Source organism: Paenarthrobacter sp. 10N417, assembly GCF_056394745.1.
Window position 1 is genome coordinate 224,920 of record NZ_JBFTIL010000004.1, and the last position, 16,598, is coordinate 241,517.

16 protein-coding genes are annotated in these 16,598 nt (G+C 58.8%); 14 read left to right on the forward strand and 2 right to left on the reverse strand.

Annotated features, from left to right (window positions below; all coding sequences use genetic code 11):
• The first annotated feature begins 50 nt into the window (after positions 1-50).
• The 7 genes from AC1DCM_RS07005 (at position 51) to AC1DCM_RS07035 (ending at position 5,583) form a co-directional block, all read left to right on the forward strand.
• Positions 51-965, forward strand: coding sequence for a dioxygenase family protein (locus AC1DCM_RS07005; RefSeq protein ID WP_442015779.1), 915 nt, complete (start codon positions 51-53; stop codon positions 963-965).
• Complete coding sequence (locus AC1DCM_RS07010) at positions 962-2,026, forward strand: maleylacetate reductase (RefSeq protein WP_442015778.1); 1,065 nt, start codon at positions 962-964, stop codon at positions 2,024-2,026. The genes AC1DCM_RS07005 and AC1DCM_RS07010 overlap by 4 nt, the downstream gene beginning before the upstream one ends.
• A 119-nt stretch (positions 2,027-2,145) precedes the next feature.
• Positions 2,146-3,381: an NAD(P)/FAD-dependent oxidoreductase gene (locus AC1DCM_RS07015; RefSeq protein ID WP_442015777.1), complete on the forward strand. Its 1,236-nt coding sequence runs from the start codon at positions 2,146-2,148 to the stop codon at positions 3,379-3,381.
• On the forward strand, positions 3,378-3,536 hold the full coding sequence (locus tag AC1DCM_RS07020) for a hypothetical protein (RefSeq protein WP_431114909.1): 159 nt from the start codon (positions 3,378-3,380) through the stop codon (positions 3,534-3,536). The genes AC1DCM_RS07015 and AC1DCM_RS07020 overlap by 4 nt, the downstream gene beginning before the upstream one ends.
• Before the next feature lie 20 nt (positions 3,537-3,556).
• The gene (locus AC1DCM_RS07025; RefSeq protein ID WP_442015776.1) at positions 3,557-4,885 is read left to right on the forward strand and encodes an MFS transporter; all 1,329 of its coding nucleotides are present in this window, start codon (positions 3,557-3,559) and stop codon (positions 4,883-4,885) included.
• 23 nt (positions 4,886-4,908) lie between these two features.
• Positions 4,909-5,214 (forward strand): antibiotic biosynthesis monooxygenase family protein, encoded by a 306-nt coding sequence (locus AC1DCM_RS07030; protein ID WP_442015775.1) that lies wholly within the window; start codon positions 4,909-4,911, stop codon positions 5,212-5,214.
• Between the two features lie 180 nt (positions 5,215-5,394).
• On the forward strand, positions 5,395-5,583 hold the full coding sequence (locus AC1DCM_RS07035) for a hypothetical protein (protein WP_442015774.1): 189 nt from the start codon (positions 5,395-5,397) through the stop codon (positions 5,581-5,583).
• A 19-nt stretch (positions 5,584-5,602) separates the two neighbouring features.
• Here the strand turns inward: AC1DCM_RS07035 and AC1DCM_RS07040 are convergent, their stop codons facing one another.
• Entirely contained in the window at positions 5,603-8,014 is a 2,412-nt protein-coding gene (locus AC1DCM_RS07040) for a LuxR C-terminal-related transcriptional regulator (RefSeq protein ID WP_442015773.1), read from the reverse strand.
• 466 nt (positions 8,015-8,480) lie between these two features.
• Between AC1DCM_RS07040 and AC1DCM_RS07045 the strand changes: the two genes are divergently transcribed.
• From AC1DCM_RS07045 to AC1DCM_RS07075, 7 genes are all read left to right on the forward strand, one after another.
• The gene (locus AC1DCM_RS07045; RefSeq protein WP_442015772.1) at positions 8,481-9,671 is read left to right on the forward strand and encodes an acyl-CoA dehydrogenase family protein; all 1,191 of its coding nucleotides are present in this window, start codon (positions 8,481-8,483) and stop codon (positions 9,669-9,671) included.
• 12 nt (positions 9,672-9,683) lie between these two features.
• A complete protein-coding gene (locus tag AC1DCM_RS07050) occupies positions 9,684-10,190 on the forward strand; it encodes a flavin reductase family protein (protein ID WP_442015771.1) in 507 nt (168 codons plus the stop codon).
• A gap of 81 nt (positions 10,191-10,271) precedes the next feature.
• Positions 10,272-11,750, forward strand: coding sequence for an aldehyde dehydrogenase (locus tag AC1DCM_RS07055; RefSeq protein WP_442015770.1), 1,479 nt, complete (start codon positions 10,272-10,274; stop codon positions 11,748-11,750).
• Between the two features lie 66 nt (positions 11,751-11,816).
• The gene (locus tag AC1DCM_RS07060; RefSeq protein WP_442015769.1) at positions 11,817-12,191 is read left to right on the forward strand and encodes a nuclear transport factor 2 family protein; all 375 of its coding nucleotides are present in this window, start codon (positions 11,817-11,819) and stop codon (positions 12,189-12,191) included.
• Between the two features lie 59 nt (positions 12,192-12,250).
• Positions 12,251-13,261 carry a fumarylacetoacetate hydrolase family protein gene (locus tag AC1DCM_RS07065; protein WP_477517757.1) on the forward strand — a complete coding sequence of 337 codons (1,011 nt, stop codon included), beginning with the start codon at positions 12,251-12,253 and terminating at the stop codon, positions 13,259-13,261.
• A gap of 64 nt (positions 13,262-13,325) precedes the next feature.
• Positions 13,326-14,531: a VOC family protein gene (locus tag AC1DCM_RS07070; protein WP_477517758.1), complete on the forward strand. Its 1,206-nt coding sequence runs from the start codon at positions 13,326-13,328 to the stop codon at positions 14,529-14,531.
• A gap of 71 nt (positions 14,532-14,602) precedes the next feature.
• A complete protein-coding gene (locus tag AC1DCM_RS07075) occupies positions 14,603-15,544 on the forward strand; it encodes an NAD(P)H-binding protein (RefSeq protein ID WP_442015766.1) in 942 nt (313 codons plus the stop codon).
• Positions 15,545-15,759: 215 nt separating this feature from the next.
• Here AC1DCM_RS07075 and AC1DCM_RS07080 read toward each other — a convergent pair whose 3' ends face one another.
• Complete coding sequence (locus AC1DCM_RS07080) at positions 15,760-16,569, reverse strand: alpha/beta fold hydrolase (protein WP_442015765.1); 810 nt, start codon at positions 16,567-16,569, stop codon at positions 15,760-15,762.
• Positions 16,570-16,598: the final 29 nt, after the last annotated feature.

Sequence of the window (16,598 nt, forward strand, 5' to 3'; positions counted from 1 at the left end):
CCTCCTTCCATCCTGAACTGGAGCACCACACCATTGAAAGGAAGTCCTCCATGAGCAAAGACCTAGGTCCGGAATCGCTCACTGAGGCTGTCATCGACAGTTTCAAAGACACTGCTGACCCGCGCCTTAAGGCCATTCTGGAAAGCCTGACCCGCAACCTTCACAACTTCGTTCGTCAGGTGAGTCCCAGCATTTCCGAATGGGAAGCGGCAATCAACTTCCTTACCGCTACAGGCCGGAAGTGCGATGACGTGCGCCAGGAGTTCATCCTGCTTTCGGACGTACTGGGAGTTTCCATGCTGGTGGAGACGATCAACGATCAGGAAACCCCGGATGCTACGGATTCGACCGTCCTCGGGCCTTTCCATATGGTCGAATCACCCGAACGGCATCTGGGCGACAACATTTCTTCCGAAAGCGATGGTGACGTGTGCGTTGTCAGGGGGAGGGTCCTCTCGGTCACCGGACTGCCTATCCCCAATGCCCGGATCGACGTGTGGCAGGCCAACACCACCGGCTTCTATGACGTCCAGCAGCCGGGCATTCAAAGCGTCGGCAACGGCAGGGGACTCTTCCGTACCGACGAAAACGGTGCGTTCCATTTCCGCAGCGTTGTACCGAGCTTCTATCCGATTCCAACCGATGGTCCGGTTGGAGGTCTGTTGAAGGCCAGTGGAAGACACCCCTACCGTCCAGCCCATATCCACTTCATTGTCACCGCGGCGGGTTTCAAGGAGCTGACGACCCACATCTTCATTGGGGGAAGCGAATACATCGACTCGGATGCGGTCTTCGCTGTCAAGGAAAGCCTCATCAAATCCTTCACCCCCAACGAGGACCCTGCGGCGGCCGCGGAGTTTGGGGTGGATTCTCCGTTCATCGAGGGAGTCATCGACATTCTGCTGCACCCGGAGAGCCAATCTCCCAGCTCACGTTTCCAAGTATCCGAGGAGGTAGTCCGGTGAAGGAATTCCGTTATGAAGCCCTGCCGATGCGGGTAACTTTCGGCGCGGGGTCGCTCAAGACTCTCCCCGAGGAGGTCCGTGCGTTGGGCCTGCGGCGTGTACTGGTCCTGTCCACTCCGTTTCAGGAAGATCTGGCCAGGAACGTATCCAGGCAATTGGGTGAGTTGAGCGCCGGGGTGCACGCCGAAGCCGAGATGCACGTCCCGATTGAATCAGCCCACAGGGCACGTGATGCAGCAAGGGCAGCGGATGCCGATGGTTATGTAGCAGTAGGGGGTGGATCCACCACGGGACTTGGGAAGGCAATAGCTTTGGAGTTTGGCGCCCCCATCATCGCCGTGCCCACCACCTACGCCGGATCGGAAATGACGCCGATCTGGGGGCTGACAGCCGACGGCGAAAAGAAGACCGGCCGTGACCCGCGGGTGTTGCCTACAAGCGTCATTTATGACCCGGAACTTACGCTGACCCTTCCGGTGGGCATGTCCGTCACCAGCGGTTTCAATGCGATAGCCCATGCGGTGGAAGCGCTCTATGCCCCTGACGGATCTCCTGTCATCTCGCTCATGGCAGAGGAAGGAGCCCGTGCAATGCTCAACGCCTTGCCGAAAATCGTCAAGGATCCAGCCCATGCGCAGGCCAGGTCAGATGCGCTGTACGGGGCATGGCTTTGTGGTGCCACTCTGGGAGCGACCACGATGTCGCTGCACCACAAGCTCTGCCACATCCTCGGCGGGACCTTCAACTTGCCCCACGCTGAAACCCATACGGTAGTGCTGCCCTATGCGCTGAACTTCAATGCCGGGCATGCTCCCGATGCCATCGCTGCTTTGCAGCGGGCCACTGGGGCACAGAATCCTGCCCGCCACATACGTGAACTCGCTGTGAACCTGGGCGGTCCGCGTTCTCTGCGTGAACTCGGCTTCACCGACGAAGACATCGACACGGCCGTCGAACTGGCAACCCACAATCAATATGCCAACCCGCGTCCATTGACAGCAACAGGCCTCCGGGGCCTCCTCACCGCCGCGCTTAACGGTGACGCCCTGACATCTCCCTAGGCATACATCAATTAGATGCCTAGCGGAATTAATTGGTATTTGTGCAATACCAACTGCGGTCACAGAGTAGAGGAAAGCAGTGATTCACCTCACGCAAACTCACAACAGAAAGACAGGCCATGGTCCAAACCACTACCGACATTGTGATTGTTGGGGGATCGACGGCGGCACTTAGGGCGGCTGAGACCGTCAGCCGCCGGGCACCGGGCTTGAAGGTCACGGTGGTCAGTGCCGAGCAGCATCTGCCCTATGAATTGCCCCCCTTGTCGAAGATCCCCTTGAAGGAATCCGTTGACATTGAAGCGTTGATCTACCCCTCTGCGCGCGCTCTGCAGGAGAGCGGCGTGGAGTTCCGACTCGGAGACACGGCCACGGCCCTTGACCCGCAACGTCAGGTGGTGACCACAGGCAGTGGCGACATCAAATACCGGGCAGCAATCATCACCACAGGATGTCAACCGATCATGCCTCCAATATTCGATGGGGAACGGGACGTGTTCGTCTTGCGGCGCTTTGAAGACTCCGTAGGACTCCGCGAAGCCCTCAACGATCGCCGTCGCTCCGTGGCCATCGTGGGTGCAGGATTCATTGGTGGAGAATTCGCCTCGACCTTGATCGGGGACGGCCGCAAGGTATCCCTGATCGATCTCTCCGAACACCCGCTTATCCGCTTCGGTGAAGAAGTTTCCAGGGTTTACGAGGACCTGCATCGAGGCAAGGGAGTGGAAACATTCTTTGGATTGGGCGCAACGGGCACCATCGAACGGAACGGCCGTCGATTCCTGAAGCTTAGTGATGGCCGTGAAGTTGCCGCTGATGTGATTGTGGTGGGAGTCGGGGTGCGGCCCGCCGTTTCCTGGTTGGCTTATTCGGGTATCGAACTGGAAAACGGCATTCTTGCAGACGAATATCTGCAGAGTACCCGGGGCGTCTTCGCCGCAGGTGACGCCGTCCGGTGGCCCAATAAACGATTCGATGCAGCCATGCGCATTGAGCACTGGACCACCGCAGCCGAACAAGGGCGAGCAGCCGGACTGAACGCGGTGAACTATCTTGAGGGATCACCACTGGTGCCCTGCGCTACTGTTCCCTTCTTCTGGTCCGACCAACATGGTCAAAGGGTGCAGTGGGCCGGACATCAGTCCGGAGGGGAACAAGTGTATTCCAGCCAGAATGACAACGGATCACTTTTCCTCTTCCGTCAGGGAGGTTTCCTCGCCGGGGCCTTGGCCTTCGAACGGCGCCAGGAGTTCGTGCAATTGCGCGCAAAACTACGCCAGCCTCTCGCCTGGGAAGTAGCCATGGGCATGGTCCCGGGGCTCGAGCCCATGAGCAGCGCGGTCCTGGTGCCATGACTGTTAATCGGCGCCGCTATGTCTCATGCCCGTGCGGCATCCTCCTGGATGGGGTGGACGATGAGGAGCTGGTCATCGCGGTGCGTGCCCACTTGAACGAATCTCATCCAGGACTGGACTACACACGGGACCAGATCCTTCTCATGGCTTATTGACATCAAACAAAGGAGTTTCAATGTCTGTTAAAACACCTGGCCGAATGAAATCGGTACTCTTTTCAAGTTTCATGGGAACAGCCATCGAATTTTACGACTTTCTGCTCTATGGACTGGCTGCCAGCCTGGTTTTCGCTCCGCTCTACTTCGCCAATCTCTCACCCGCTTTGGGCATCGTGGCATCATTCGCGACCCTGGCAGTGGGGTACCTGGCGAGACCACTGGGTGGTCTGATCTTCGGCCACTTCGGTGATCGGATCGGACGAAAACAGATGCTCGTCCTGACCATGCTCCTGATGGGCGGTGCAAGCTTCTGCATCGGTCTCCTCCCAACCCAGGCAGCAATCGGCCAGCTGGCGCCCCTGCTGTTGATTGTGCTCCGCGTGATTCAGGGCATCGCTGTCGGAGGCGAATGGGGTGGGGCTGCCCTTATGGCCATGGAACACTCGACGCCGGAGCGGCGGGGCTTCTCCGCCAGCTTCGCCAACATGGGTGGCCCTGCCGGCGCAGCCTTGGCAACGGTGGTCTTCAGCCTCTGCAGCATGATGCCTGAGGAACTGTTCATGACCTGGGGATGGCGGTTGCCGTTCCTGTTCAGTGCAGTCCTCGTTGGCGTCGGACTCTTCGTGCGCCTCAAGGTCGCTGAATCGCCAGTCTTCCTGGCAGCGCAGCGCAAGGAAGCTGCGTCGCAACACCGCCGGGTGCATCCGCTCCTGGAGGTAGTCCGGAAGTATCCGGGCGCCGTCGTGATCGCTTGCCTGGGTACGATCATGGCCTTTGCCATGCAGTCACTTCTCGCCACCTTTGCCATGCCGTATGCCGTTGCCGCCGGGCACAACCGCTCGGAAGTCCTCTGGATCAGCCTCGCAACGCAGCTAATCCATGTGTTCACGATCCCTATGTTCGCAGCCTTGTCAGACAGGGTAGGGCGACGCAAAGTGATGATGACCGGCGTAATCGGCATGATTTTGCTCATCCATCCCATCTGGTTGATGATCGCTGCAGACAACGTTGTGCTGATGTTCGTGGCTTTCCTGATTGGAAATCCACTGCTCCAGGCCATGGTGTACGGACCCACAGCGGCCTACATCTCCGAGATGTTCGGCGCCGAATCCCGCTATACAGGTGCATCCTTGGCGTATCAGGTGTCCGCGACATTGGGTGGCGGACTCGTTCCCCTTGCGGCAACCGCGTTGTTGGCAGCCCGTGGTGGAAACGACCCCGTCTACGTGTCGGGCCTGGTCATTGCCATCGGCATTTTCAGCCTGTTGGCCTTGTTGCTACCCGGCCGCCGTCAGAACAATGATCATGCTCAGGCGGCCACCGAGGCGTCGATTTCCGTGCAGTAATCGGGACAAACGAGAGGATCAAAATGATCTACGAACATGCCGATCTCCGGATCAATCCTGACACCGAGGAGAAATTTGTCAGGGACTTCAGTGCCGTCAGGAAATTACTGGTCGAGGCGGAAGGGTGTCATTCAGTTGAGTTGCTGGTCAGCGTGGACAGCCCCAATACATATCTTTTGCGGGTAGGTTGGGAGAATATTGAAGACCACACCGTAAGATTTCCAGGCACCTCGGAAGCAAACGAGCTACGCCGGGTCCTGATGGAACACTGCGTCACTCCGCCACAGGTTCTCCATTTCAGTGGACAGGACGTTTTGATCTCACTGTGAGGCAGGTGTCTTCAGCTCAAATCCAAGCGTGTATGCATCGTTTTGCAGCTCTTTTCTGGCATATTCTCAACGTATGGCCCATCAATGAATATTGTATTTGTGCTCAAGGCGGATGAAGCACAGGCTGGACTTAGTCCCGCATTGTTGCGAGGCAATCACCACACTCAATGAGGAGTACAAATGGGTACCATCGGCATTTATCTTGGAACAATACTGAGCTTGCATTCCGTGTCACCCTCCAACCCGGGCCCCTCGTCCTGGAACGTGGGCCACCACGGGCCCTCGGGGCGCATAGTGGCCCATCCATGGGCAGGCTGGTTCATCGAGGACAGTGCCGACGCAGAACCAGAAACCGACATCGTCGCGTAACGCGGAAGGATCCGGTCCGCTATTGCGCCGTGGTGCGACCTGCCAGCCAGGATGCGACTTGGGTTCGTGAAGTGAAACCAAGCTTGGACAATATTCGCTCGATGTGGCCACTGACCGTCCTGGGGGACAGAACCAGTTCGGCAGCGATTTCCTTGTTGCTGCGCCCTTGGGCAACAAGGGCCGCCACTTGCGTTTCCCGCTCGGTCAGCTGTGGCCCGCCGGGGCTGTATAGACCAACAAACTCCGCCTTGTTGGTACGACGCACTGCAGCACTGTGCCCGCTGTCAACGGAGTCCGCCCGGGGCGAAACATAGGAGCTTTTGGCCAGGTTCAATGCGATCTCAACAGCCTGGTCCTTGGACAGAGCCGGCCCGCCGTCGAGTATTGACCGGAACCGCGCCTCCCCGAGCTCCCGTCGAATCTGGCCCACAGTCTGCTTGAAATCTGTTTCCAGCGGACCGAAGGCAGAAACGGTGGTGCCGATCCCTTTCCAAACCGATTGAGCTGCGTGAAGAAGTGCTGCTGCCGATTCAAACTGCCTGTTCGAAGCGGCTGTCCACGACATTTGCTCGATGGTCAGGGCAATGCAAAGCCCATCGTGAAAATCGCGTTGAATTTCCAGCGCCGAGATCTGGCATCGGCGGGCATCCTCGAGCTGACCAAGGTGCCAGTGGCAAAGGCCCATGACCGCGTGCCCATACGCACGGCTCCACCGCTCACCGTGCCTGCCGCTTTCAGTCAGTACCCGCTGGCAGGTCGCGAGGGCTTCCTCTATCCGCCCGGCATACATCTGTGCCCAGGCCAAAAGGAAAGTCGCCGTAAGTTCTGAAGCGCAGTCCTCCTGCAGCCGGTGGACGGCTGCTGCGCGGTTAAAGAGCCCTATAGCCTCTTCGAGCCGACCTCCGAGGACTTCGCTTAAAGCCTGCCAATGGTCGGCATGAGCTGCCAGCACCGGATCATCCAGGTCATGAGCGATTTCACGGCATTCGGCCAAGTACCCCTGTGCGGGTTCCGGATCGCCCTGAAGCAGGGCTACCCAAGCAGCTACCCAGAGGACATTTCCACGTTCTCGCGTTCTGCCCGTAGCCAGGCCAAGCATCCGCTCAAGCCACCGACGGCCATCTGAAAGGTTGCCCCCAGCGATCCAGTGGTACCTGAGAAGGGCCGCCAGATTCATCCCTGCCAGCTCCTCACCCGGAGTGGTTGCCGACCATTCCAACGCCGAGAGAATATTCGTATGATCCCGCCGCGCGGCAGCGAGGCGCGCTGATTGTTCCGGACCGCACCAGAGCGCAACAGTTTCGGACGCCTTTCCGAGATAGTGGTCGCGTTGGCGACGGCGGAGCTCGGAAGATTCGCCGTTGCGGTCAAGCAACGCCGCACCGTATTCCCTGAAGGTCATCAGTTGCCAGTACCGCCTTGGCTGGTCGCCCGCAGACATGACGTCAATGACGTTTTCTGCGACCACCAGAGACTTTGCAACGAGGTGATCCAGAAGGTCCAGGACATCCACTTTGTTGATCTCGCCGAATCCGCAGACCTCCTCCGCGGCCTCGACGTCGAAGCCGGCCGGGAAGACCGCAAGCCTGGCCCACAAAATCTGTTCCTCCCGGGTACAGAGTTCATAGCTCCAGTCCACCAGCGCCCTCAGCGTCTGCTGCCGGGGAATTGCTGCCCTGTTTCCGCCCTTAAGGATGTCAAAGCGCCGGTCCAGCCGTTCCACGAGTTGAACAACCGATAATGAGCGCAGTCGGGCAGCTGCAAGTTCAATGGCAAGAGGTATGCCATCCAACATCTGGCACAGTTGGGCAACGGCCTGACGGTTGCCATCGGTGATCTCAAATCCAGCGTTTATGCTTTTCGCTCGATCAACCAACAACCGAACAGACTCAAAAGCCTCAATCGTTCCGGCTTCGATGTCGGACGACGAAGGGGCACTGAGCGGCGGAACTTGGTAGACCTGCTCACCGAAGATCCCCAGGGGTTCCCTGCTGGTCGCAATGACACGCAGCTCTGGTGCAATTTCCAGGAGCCTTGCCACCAAGGCCGGTATTGCATCCAGAAGATGTTCGCAGTTGTCCAGGACCAGGAGCAGCTGCCGTTCCTGGACGTAGTCCGCAATCCTCTCTGCGGGTGATCGGTTCGACTGGTCGGGCAGTCGGAGGGAAGCGGCAATCTGGGAAACAACCAAGGAGGCGTCTTCCAAGGCTGCAAGTTCAACTATCCAAACGCCATCGCGAAACGCCTTCCGGGTTCGTGTGGAAAGCTCCGCAGCGAGGCGTGTCTTACCAACGCCTCCGGGTCCGGCGAGCGTGAGGAGGCGGGAGCGTGACATCAGCTCCCTTGCTGCGCCGAGCTCATTGCGTCGTCCAATAAAGCTCGTTAGGTTATGGCCCCCCAAGGAGCCAATGGTCACTGCTTCGGTACTCATGACCCTCCTGTGATGCAGATAACAATACAGGTAGCGGATGGGGTCATTTGACCCGTCCGCTGCCAGTCGTAGCGGCGCACACTGAATGCAGTCAGAACGACTCTTTGGAGCAATCGGAAGGCAAGCGCGATGAGGCGCAGAGCAGCAAATCCAAGCACCTGCCGGAACGGCGGCAATGGATCAAGTCCAAGCACTGATCCAGCCACTGTACTTTCCGGTTTCTCCAAAGACGGCAGTCGTGCTGACGCCGTTTCCAATCCGTGGGCGGCGGACAATTTCTGGCCGGACTGTGTTGACAGACACGCCCGCGAATTCCTACCTGTGTTCCCCACAGGATACAGCAGTAAGAAACGCTATCTCGATATCTGAGGGTTATTTCCTCAATCCTTAGGACAAAATGCGCGGCGGGAATTCGCCCGTGTTATTCCACGGTTTACCACAATTACCCAGCAATGAAAGAGGCGCCATGACAGCGACGTCAATCACCGAATTGTCAGATATCAACGTTCCGGATGCTGAATTGGTGGCCCGCGCTGCCAATTTGGTGCCGTTGGTCCGGGAGTTCGCAGCGCAGGGTTCCGAAGCCCGCCGCGTTGCCCCGGAAGTGGTATCGGCACTGGAAGGCGCCGGACTTTTCCGGATGTTGGTTCCGAAGCGATACGGGGGCATGGGTGCTTCATTGCGCACAGCCGTGGAAGTGACGAAGGAAATATCCCGCGGTGATGGTTCCACGGGGTGGGTCACCACGCTCATGATGGTGGGAACAGGTTTCGCCTCGACTTTTTCGGAGCAAGCCCAGGAAGAGGTCTTTGGAAGCAATCCCTTGGCGAAGGTGGCTGGCACGTTCAGCCCGGGAAGCAAGAGTGAACGCGTTGACGGTGGCTATCTGATCAGTGGCCGGTGGCCATATTCCTCCGGTTCCTTTGCTGCGGACTGGGCGACGCTTGGTGTGTTGCTTGATGGCGATGACCCGATGGCGCTGGCCCTCATCCCCGCCGAAGCGTGGACCATCGAGCCGACCTGGTTTGTCGCGGGTATGAAGGGCACAGGCAGTGACACGATCGTGGTGGAAGACCACTTCGTGCCGGAGCACCGGGTGCAGCGACTCAGCAACATGCTCACCTCGAATTTCCTGTCCCCGTACAAGGACGAGCGCATGGCAAATGTGGCCTTCAACGCCGTGGCAGCCGCTATCCTCATTGCCCCGCAGATCGGCCTGGCGCGGCACGCACTGGAAATCACCTTGGCCAAGCTGCCCGGCAAACCGGTGGCCTACACCATGTACAGCAACGCCAAAGATTCCCCCACCCATCAGTTGGCTGTTGCGAAGGCAGCTTCAAATCTGCATATCTCTGAGCTCCTGCTTAACAGGATGTGCCTGGACATTGACACAGCGGCCGACGCCGGTGAGAAATTGGACCTTCCCACAAGGGCCCGCATCCGCAACGACACTGGAGTTATCGCCGAATTGATCGGGCAGGCCATCGATGCGCTGATGACCGCCAACGGTGCAGGGTCCTTTGCCGAAGCCAACGTCCTTAACCAGATCTGGCGCGATTCCGAAATTGCCGCACGGCATGCCTTTGTGACACCTGAAATCGGTAAAGAAGCCTACGGCCGGGTCCTGATGGGCCTGGAACCCACCATCAACCTCTAAGGCAAGGTCAACATGTCCATTCCCACGATCCCCGAAGCGCCCGCTGAAGACCCCGCACGAACCTACCGGCACGTTCTCGGGCACGTCCCCACGAGCGTCGCGGTAGTAACAGCCGGCTTAAGGTCCGGGCCTGTCGGCATGACTGTGGGCTCCTTCACATCGGTGTCACTGGAACCACCCCTGGTGGCGTTTTTTGTAGACAAGTCGTCCAAAACATGGCTTCGGCTCTATGAGGCCAGCCACTTTGGCGTCAATATCCTCGGCCAGGACCAGACCGAGCTCTGCAAGGCGTTTGCCCGCCGTTCGGAAGACCGCTTCAACGAAGTGGACTGGACGCCCTCCGAGCGTGGGGTGCCACTGCTGAACGATGCCATAGTCACGCTTGAATGCACCCGTTACAAAATCGATCTCATTGGAGACCACTACCAAGTCGTCGGGCGGGTCGAGTCCCTGGAACTGCGAGCCACCAACCCACCCTTGATCTTCCTTCAAGGCAGCTTCCTCAACCTCTCGGATTAGTGGCGAAGAACGCCGCCGGAAGGACCACCCAGCCAATTTTGGGCAGCCCTTCGTCCCACCAACTTTTAGCAAGGAGAACGCATGTCTCTCATCGTTGAGAAGCCAAACGATCTGGACCGCAAGCATTTCTTTATCGACGGCCTTTGGGCCAAGCCCACAGGAGGTCGGACCCGAAACCAGGTGGAGGCAGCAACCGGAGAGGTCATCGGCATAGCCGCTATGGGTTCGGAAGCAGACATAGACGCCGCGGTCAGGGCAGCCCGGCGAGCCCTGGACGATGGGCCTTGGGGTAAAACGTCTCCCCAGGAACGCGCTGAGGTGATGCGACGATTTGCCCGTGAGCTCGACCTCCGATCCACCTACACATCCGAGCTGGTCTCCCGCGAGAATGGGATGCCAATCGGGTTGTCGCAGATGTTGAACGGCGGGGCGCCATCCGTCCTCCTGAATATCTATGCGGACGTCATCGAGAACCTCGCCTTGGAAGAGGTGCGCGCCAGCCAGGCTGGCTCCACCATTGTCCGCCGAGAGCCCGTCGGAGTAGTGGGTGCGATCGCGCCATGGAACTTTCCACAGGCGTTGGCCATGTTCAAGATTGCGCCAGCCCTTGCGGCCGGCTGCACGGTGGTGCTCAAGCCCTCGCCGGAAACAGCACTGGATTCTTATGTCTTTGCCGATGCTGCAAAGGCCGCCGGTCTGCCTGATGGCGTATTAAACATCGTCCTGGGTGATCGGGAGGCAGGCGCAGCGCTCGTCTCGCACCCTCTGGTGGACAAAATCGCATTTACGGGTTCAACCGCAGCGGGCAGAATTATCGGCGCCGAGTGCGGGCGTTTGATCCGCCGTTGCACGCTTGAACTTGGCGGCAAATCCGCAGCTGTCTTCCTCGAAGACGGCGACGTCAACACCCTGCTGGCTGGCCTGGACAATGCCTCCTTCCTGAACAACAGCCAAACCTGCACCACCCAATCACGAATTCTCATCGCTCGATCCCGGTACAACGAAGTCGTTGACGCGATCGGGAGCTTCGCCGACTCGTACAGGTTGGGGAACCCGCTCGATCCAACAGTGACCATGGGGCCAATGGCCACGCATGAGCACCTGGAACGGGTGATGGAGTACATCGATATGGCAAAAGCCTCCAACGCCCGGTTGGTGACAGGAGGCAGCCGCCCTGATGGCCTTGATAGCGGGTGGTTCGTTCAGCCCACAGTCTTCGCCGACGTCGATAATAATGATCGCCTCGCACGTGAGGAAGTCTTTGGTCCCGTCATGGCACTGATTCCTTTTGATGATGACGACGACGCCGTTCGGATGGCAAACGACAGCAACTACGGTCTTGGAGGATCGGTGTGGAGCGCCGACGAAGACAGGGCCTTGTCCGTTGCGCGGCGGGTAAGGACCGGAACCATTGGACTCAATTACTACACCTTGGACCTGGGGGCGCCGTTCGGCGGATTCAAGGATTCCGGTGTCGGCAGGGAACTCGGGCCTGAGGGTATCAACGCATATCTGGAATACAAGTCAATCTATGCCTCTACCAGGTATCTCAGCGTCTGACCCCAATAGCCCAGTAACAACGCCATGCAACCTTCAACGGGTTGCAATGGAAGGAGATCGAACGGCATGAGTAATTCAGCTGAGATTGTCGCCGCCTATTTCGACGGCGTGAAAGCGGGCGATGCGGATGCAGTGGCCGACCTGTTTGCCCCTGATGCGCAGTTGATCAATGCTGCGGGGATCCTCAAAGGGGCTGATGCCATCAGACGGATGTACCAAAACGGACTGGCGCCCGGAGCGATGACGCCAAGCCCGCATCCGCCGGTGGTGCACGGAGAGCACGTAGCCGTCGAGATAGACCTGTATGCCAACGGAGCCAGCCTCAAACTCGGAGACTTCTTCACCATTCGCGATGGGAAGATCCACAGTCTGACCATCTATAGCCTCACCCCATCCGACGCGCGCCTCTTCGACGACGTCGGAATAGACCCTGCGCGGTAGGCCCGGATCCATCTACCAACCGCAGCCAGTCCGAATTCGTGAAAATACCAGGAGAACACATGAAAATAGCTGTCTTTGGCCCTCATCGTCGCGTGGGTGTCATCAAGGATGATAAGATCGTCGACGCCAATGGAGCCTACGCAAAGTTCCTGTCCGAAACGTCAGAGCTGACGCGCCCCCAGGCACAAGCCGACGCTGACGTCCCTTCGGAACTCGGGGCGTTTATCGCAGAGGGGGACGGGGCCCTGGAAGGTGCCCTAGCCGCCGTCGAGTACTTATGGGCCAATGCCCAGGATGATCGTGGGCTCGCGGGGGAGCCGCTCTTCTTTAGCCTCGGTGAGACTGAACTTCATGCCCCGGTGGCCCAAGGTTCCCGGATCTTTTGCGCTTTGGCCAACTTCTTCGATCACATGGAAGCCGCCAGCAAGAACAGTGCAGGGAATGACACAGCTGAAGTCCTTGACCGGCTGGTCCAGGGTGGACCCAAATACTTCCTGAAGGACCACCGGGCAGTAGGAGCTGACGCCCAGCCGGTGCGTTACCCCGCAAGGACCCGTCGCTTGGATTACGAGGCCGAGGTGGCGATTATCGTCGGGAAACAAGGTCGCGATATCGGCCGCGACGATGCTCTTCCCTATATCTGGGGATACACATTGCATAACGACTGGTCGATCCGCGACAACGTGTCCTTCGGGCCGGACTTCATGCACTCCAAGAACTTCGATACGTCGGCAACCATTGGGCCCTGGATCGTTGTCAATGAAGGCATTGACCCGCAGGACATTCCCATTGAGTGCCGTGTCAACGGGGAGGTCCGGCAAAGCGGCAACACCAAATCAATGGTGCACGATTTCTCCGCCTTCATCCAACACCTCTCAGCTGACACCACCCTGTATCCGGGCGATCTCATCAGCAGTGGAACGCCAAAGGGAACCGCCGTCGATTCCAGCCGGCAACAAACTGATGGATCTCATCCGGACACGCTGTTCGTGAAGCCCGGCGACGTCGTCGAGGTGTCCTCGAGTCTCATCGGCACCATCCGGAACGAAGTTATCAGCCCCGCCACGTGAGATTTCAGATCAGCGTGAAGTCTTCAGCCATTGCTCCCCTTGGCACACATAAAGAAAGATGACCATGAGCGAACAGCAGCACAACGTGGGCGGTGTTCTCTACGACCGCCCCTTCAAAATCCGCCGGCTCAACCATTTTGGCATCAGCGTCGAAGATACAGGCGCGTCGCTGGCCTTCTACCGGGATCTCCTCGGATTCCAGGTGGCCGATGCCCTTGACCTGGAAAAGTATGACCCGGGGGTATGGCTTGATGGCCTCGCCGACAAACATATCTATTTCCTTCGCCACAACAGCGATCACCACACCTTCGTCCTGATGCCGAAGGCCTGGGTGGACCACATGGATTCCCCGGCCAGGGGTGACCTGACCATCAACCAGATCACGTGGCAAGTTGGAAGCCTTCGCGAGGTGGTCCAGGCACGGCTATGGCTTGAGTCCTTGGGTAACAGGATCGAACGCTATGGCCGGGACCCCGGATCCAATTGGCACACTTACTTCCCCGATCCCACAGGGCACACGAACGAACTGGAATATGGCATCGAACAGGTCGGTTGGGATGGCCGGAGCAAACCCGAAGTCTTGTGGCCATGGGCGAACGAGCACCCTTCGCTTCCCACGACGTCGGAGGGCAGCGAGCTGGCTGCCGCCGAGGCGGATGGTGTGGATCTCACCAGCGGTTACCGGTGGGTGGACGAGTTGCCGAAGACGTTCGATGTAGGCGGTGTGCTCCTTTCCCGCCCGTTCAAACCCGTTCGCATCGGACCTGTCAGCATCTTCGTTGAGGACGTCGCCGGTGCAGAGGAGTTCTACACGCAGCGGCTTGGCCTGGTGAAGAGCGAGGAAACGGTGGTCCATGGTCACCGCGCCGTCTTCCTGAGGGCAAACACGGAACACCACAGCCTGGGACTCTTCCCGATGGAACTCCGGAAAAACCTGGGAGTCAGCGAACACACCACGTTGCTCTCCTTCGGCATCCAACTCGGCTCGTATGAACAGTTGAGAGCAGCGCGAAGCCACCTCGAAGAGCGAGGTGTCAAGCTCCTGGACCTGCCACAGGAGATCCACCCCGGTGTCGACTACACGCTTCACGCAGTCGATCCCGACGGCCACGTCATGGAGTTGTACTACTACATGGAACAGGTGGGATGGGACGGGACCGTGCGGACACCAGCACAACGACGCGTTATCGATCCCGAGGTTTGGCCCGAGGCGCTGTCTCCCATGTCCGATACGTACGGCGGCGAAACCTTCTGGGGTCCCCTCGGCTGACGCCGGATCACTTGCACCACCGTTCCCGCCAAAGAGGCCGGGAGCAAGAAACTACAAAAAGGAGGCCTGAAGTGGGCCGTATCATCATCAGTGGGGCGTCGGGGGATCTTGGGCGCAGAGTCACAGAACTGCTTCTGGCGGCTAACCCGGACATAGAACTAACGCTGGTATCACGTACGCCGGAAAAGCTGTACAAACACAAGAATCCGGGCATCCGCGTGATGCGTGGCGATTACCAGGAACCTGAATCCCTCAACGAGGCCTACATCGGCGGCGAAGTTCTGTTCCTCATCAGCGGACTCAATCTGGGCCGTCGGGTTTCCGAGACGAGGAACGCGATTGCCGCGGCACAGCATGCCGGTGTCCGGCACATTGTGTACACGTCCGTGGGCGGCATTCACCCTAACAACCCGGCTCTTTCAGCCAGGGACCACTATCAGAGCGAATTGGATCTCCGGAATTCGGGCTTGGCCTACACCTTCCTCCGCAACGCGCTGTACGCGGAGATCATCAGTAACATTCTTGTTGCTCCTGCGGTAGCCAGCGGAGTGATGGCACAGGCAACGGGTCATGGACGGCTGGCGCCGGCCGCCAAAGCCGATGTCGCCCGCAGCGCAGCCGCTGTATTGCTTGCTGCAGAAAGGCATGCCGGTGCTGTCTATGAGATCACCGGACCTGAACTGCTGACTTTTGAAGACATTGCGCGCATTGGTTCGAAGGTACACGGCGCGCCAATTGATTATCAGCCGATTTCCGATGATGAGCGGCTCGCCTTCTTCGATTCAATCGGTATCCCAAGGACTTACGACCCCTCCATGCCGCCGAGTGCCGACGGCCACATGTGGGCAAGTGATGAGTTGGTTACTGCTGAAGTCGCCATTGCCGAGGGGTATCAGACCGTTCTCTCAGGACACGTTCAGCTGATCACCGGGCGCAGTCCCGAACCGCTGCAATCGGTGATGGAAGCCGTCAAATCCGTGCCGTACGACCAAATCCCGGCACAGGTGTCCTAACTCTTTACTTCAGGCATGCGTTCCACAGGACGGCTTCGCTCATAGGGATATGGGCGAGGCCGTCTGCGCGGTATGACCCGGGGAAGGATCCAGGATATTGCCGTTGCCCAGCCCAGGGACGTGGCGAGTGAACCATTGCGGAGATGATCAGGGCCTGGCTGGTTGGCCCTCGGCTGGCTCCTATGTTGCAACTGGTTGCAGCCCTCGTCCTACATCTACTCAACGGCACCAAGCACGGCGCGAACAAATGCTTCGGGACGCTCGTGATGCATGAGGTGTGAGGTCAGCGGTACTTTCTCAACACGCACTGACGGGATTTGGCGGGATGCATCCTGTGCGATGCGGTTGTACCACCTGCCGCTCTCGCCACCAACGAGCCATGTGATAGGCAACCCTGATTTGGCGAGCGCCTTGTAGTCCACATATTCTCCGAGCGGGCCGAATCTGCTTGCACCCAGTTCTGCCAGGATTGTTTCTGTGTTAGCCAACAGGGAAGCGCGCGATTCGGCAGGTGCACGGTCGAAACCGTTGCCGCCGTCGACGGTTTTGGAAGCGAACTGAAGAAACAGTGTCACAGCTTCTTCCCCGCGTCCGCGGCTTTGGAGCCATCGAACTCGGGCAGCGATTCTGAATAGCTCCATGGAGCCATTCCTGATGCCGTGGACAGGCGCTTCCATAACAACCACATGGGAAATCAAGTCGGGCCGCCGACCGGCCAGGTCCAAGCAGACTGTGCCTCCGGAACTCCAACCCACCAGGCAGGCAGGGCCGGCGGCCCGTTGTTCGATGAGAGCCTCAAGGTCGTGACTGTGGACCCGATAATCGACCACGGCGGGATGCACGGAACTTCCGTATCCGCGCCGGTCGTAGTCAAGGACCCTGTGGTCTTTAGCGAGGGATGGCAACACCCCATCCCAGGTGCTGCCATCGGCGCCCGTGCCATGGACAAGAATCATGGTGGGACCGTTGCCTGATTCGCGAACGGCTATATCGGCTCCGTCCAGTTTCAGCGTTGATCGTTTCACTGATTGTTCCTTGCTGTGTGACAAACGTT

Excerpts from the sequence above, each read along its gene's own strand:
- AC1DCM_RS07005 (WP_442015779.1), top strand. The coding sequence starts at position 51 with ATGAGCAAAGACCTAGGTCCGGAATCGCTCACTGAGGCTGTCATCGAC.
- AC1DCM_RS07015 (WP_442015777.1), top strand. The coding sequence starts at position 2,146 with ATGGTCCAAACCACTACCGACATTGTGATTGTTGGGGGATCGACGGCG.
- AC1DCM_RS07020 (WP_431114909.1), top strand. The coding sequence starts at position 3,378 with ATGACTGTTAATCGGCGCCGCTATGTCTCATGCCCGTGCGGCATCCTC.
- AC1DCM_RS07025 (WP_442015776.1), top strand. The coding sequence starts at position 3,557 with ATGTCTGTTAAAACACCTGGCCGAATGAAATCGGTACTCTTTTCAAGT.
- AC1DCM_RS07030 (WP_442015775.1), top strand. The coding sequence starts at position 4,909 with ATGATCTACGAACATGCCGATCTCCGGATCAATCCTGACACCGAGGAG.
- AC1DCM_RS07035 (WP_442015774.1), top strand. The coding sequence starts at position 5,395 with ATGGGTACCATCGGCATTTATCTTGGAACAATACTGAGCTTGCATTCC.
- AC1DCM_RS07040 (WP_442015773.1), bottom strand. The coding sequence starts at position 8,014 with ATGAGTACCGAAGCAGTGACCATTGGCTCCTTGGGGGGCCATAACCTA.
- AC1DCM_RS07045 (WP_442015772.1), top strand. The coding sequence starts at position 8,481 with ATGACAGCGACGTCAATCACCGAATTGTCAGATATCAACGTTCCGGAT.
- AC1DCM_RS07050 (WP_442015771.1), top strand. The coding sequence starts at position 9,684 with ATGTCCATTCCCACGATCCCCGAAGCGCCCGCTGAAGACCCCGCACGA.
- AC1DCM_RS07055 (WP_442015770.1), top strand. The coding sequence starts at position 10,272 with ATGTCTCTCATCGTTGAGAAGCCAAACGATCTGGACCGCAAGCATTTC.
- AC1DCM_RS07060 (WP_442015769.1), top strand. The coding sequence starts at position 11,817 with ATGAGTAATTCAGCTGAGATTGTCGCCGCCTATTTCGACGGCGTGAAA.
- AC1DCM_RS07065 (WP_477517757.1), top strand. The coding sequence starts at position 12,251 with ATGAAAATAGCTGTCTTTGGCCCTCATCGTCGCGTGGGTGTCATCAAG.
- AC1DCM_RS07070 (WP_477517758.1), top strand. The coding sequence starts at position 13,326 with ATGAGCGAACAGCAGCACAACGTGGGCGGTGTTCTCTACGACCGCCCC.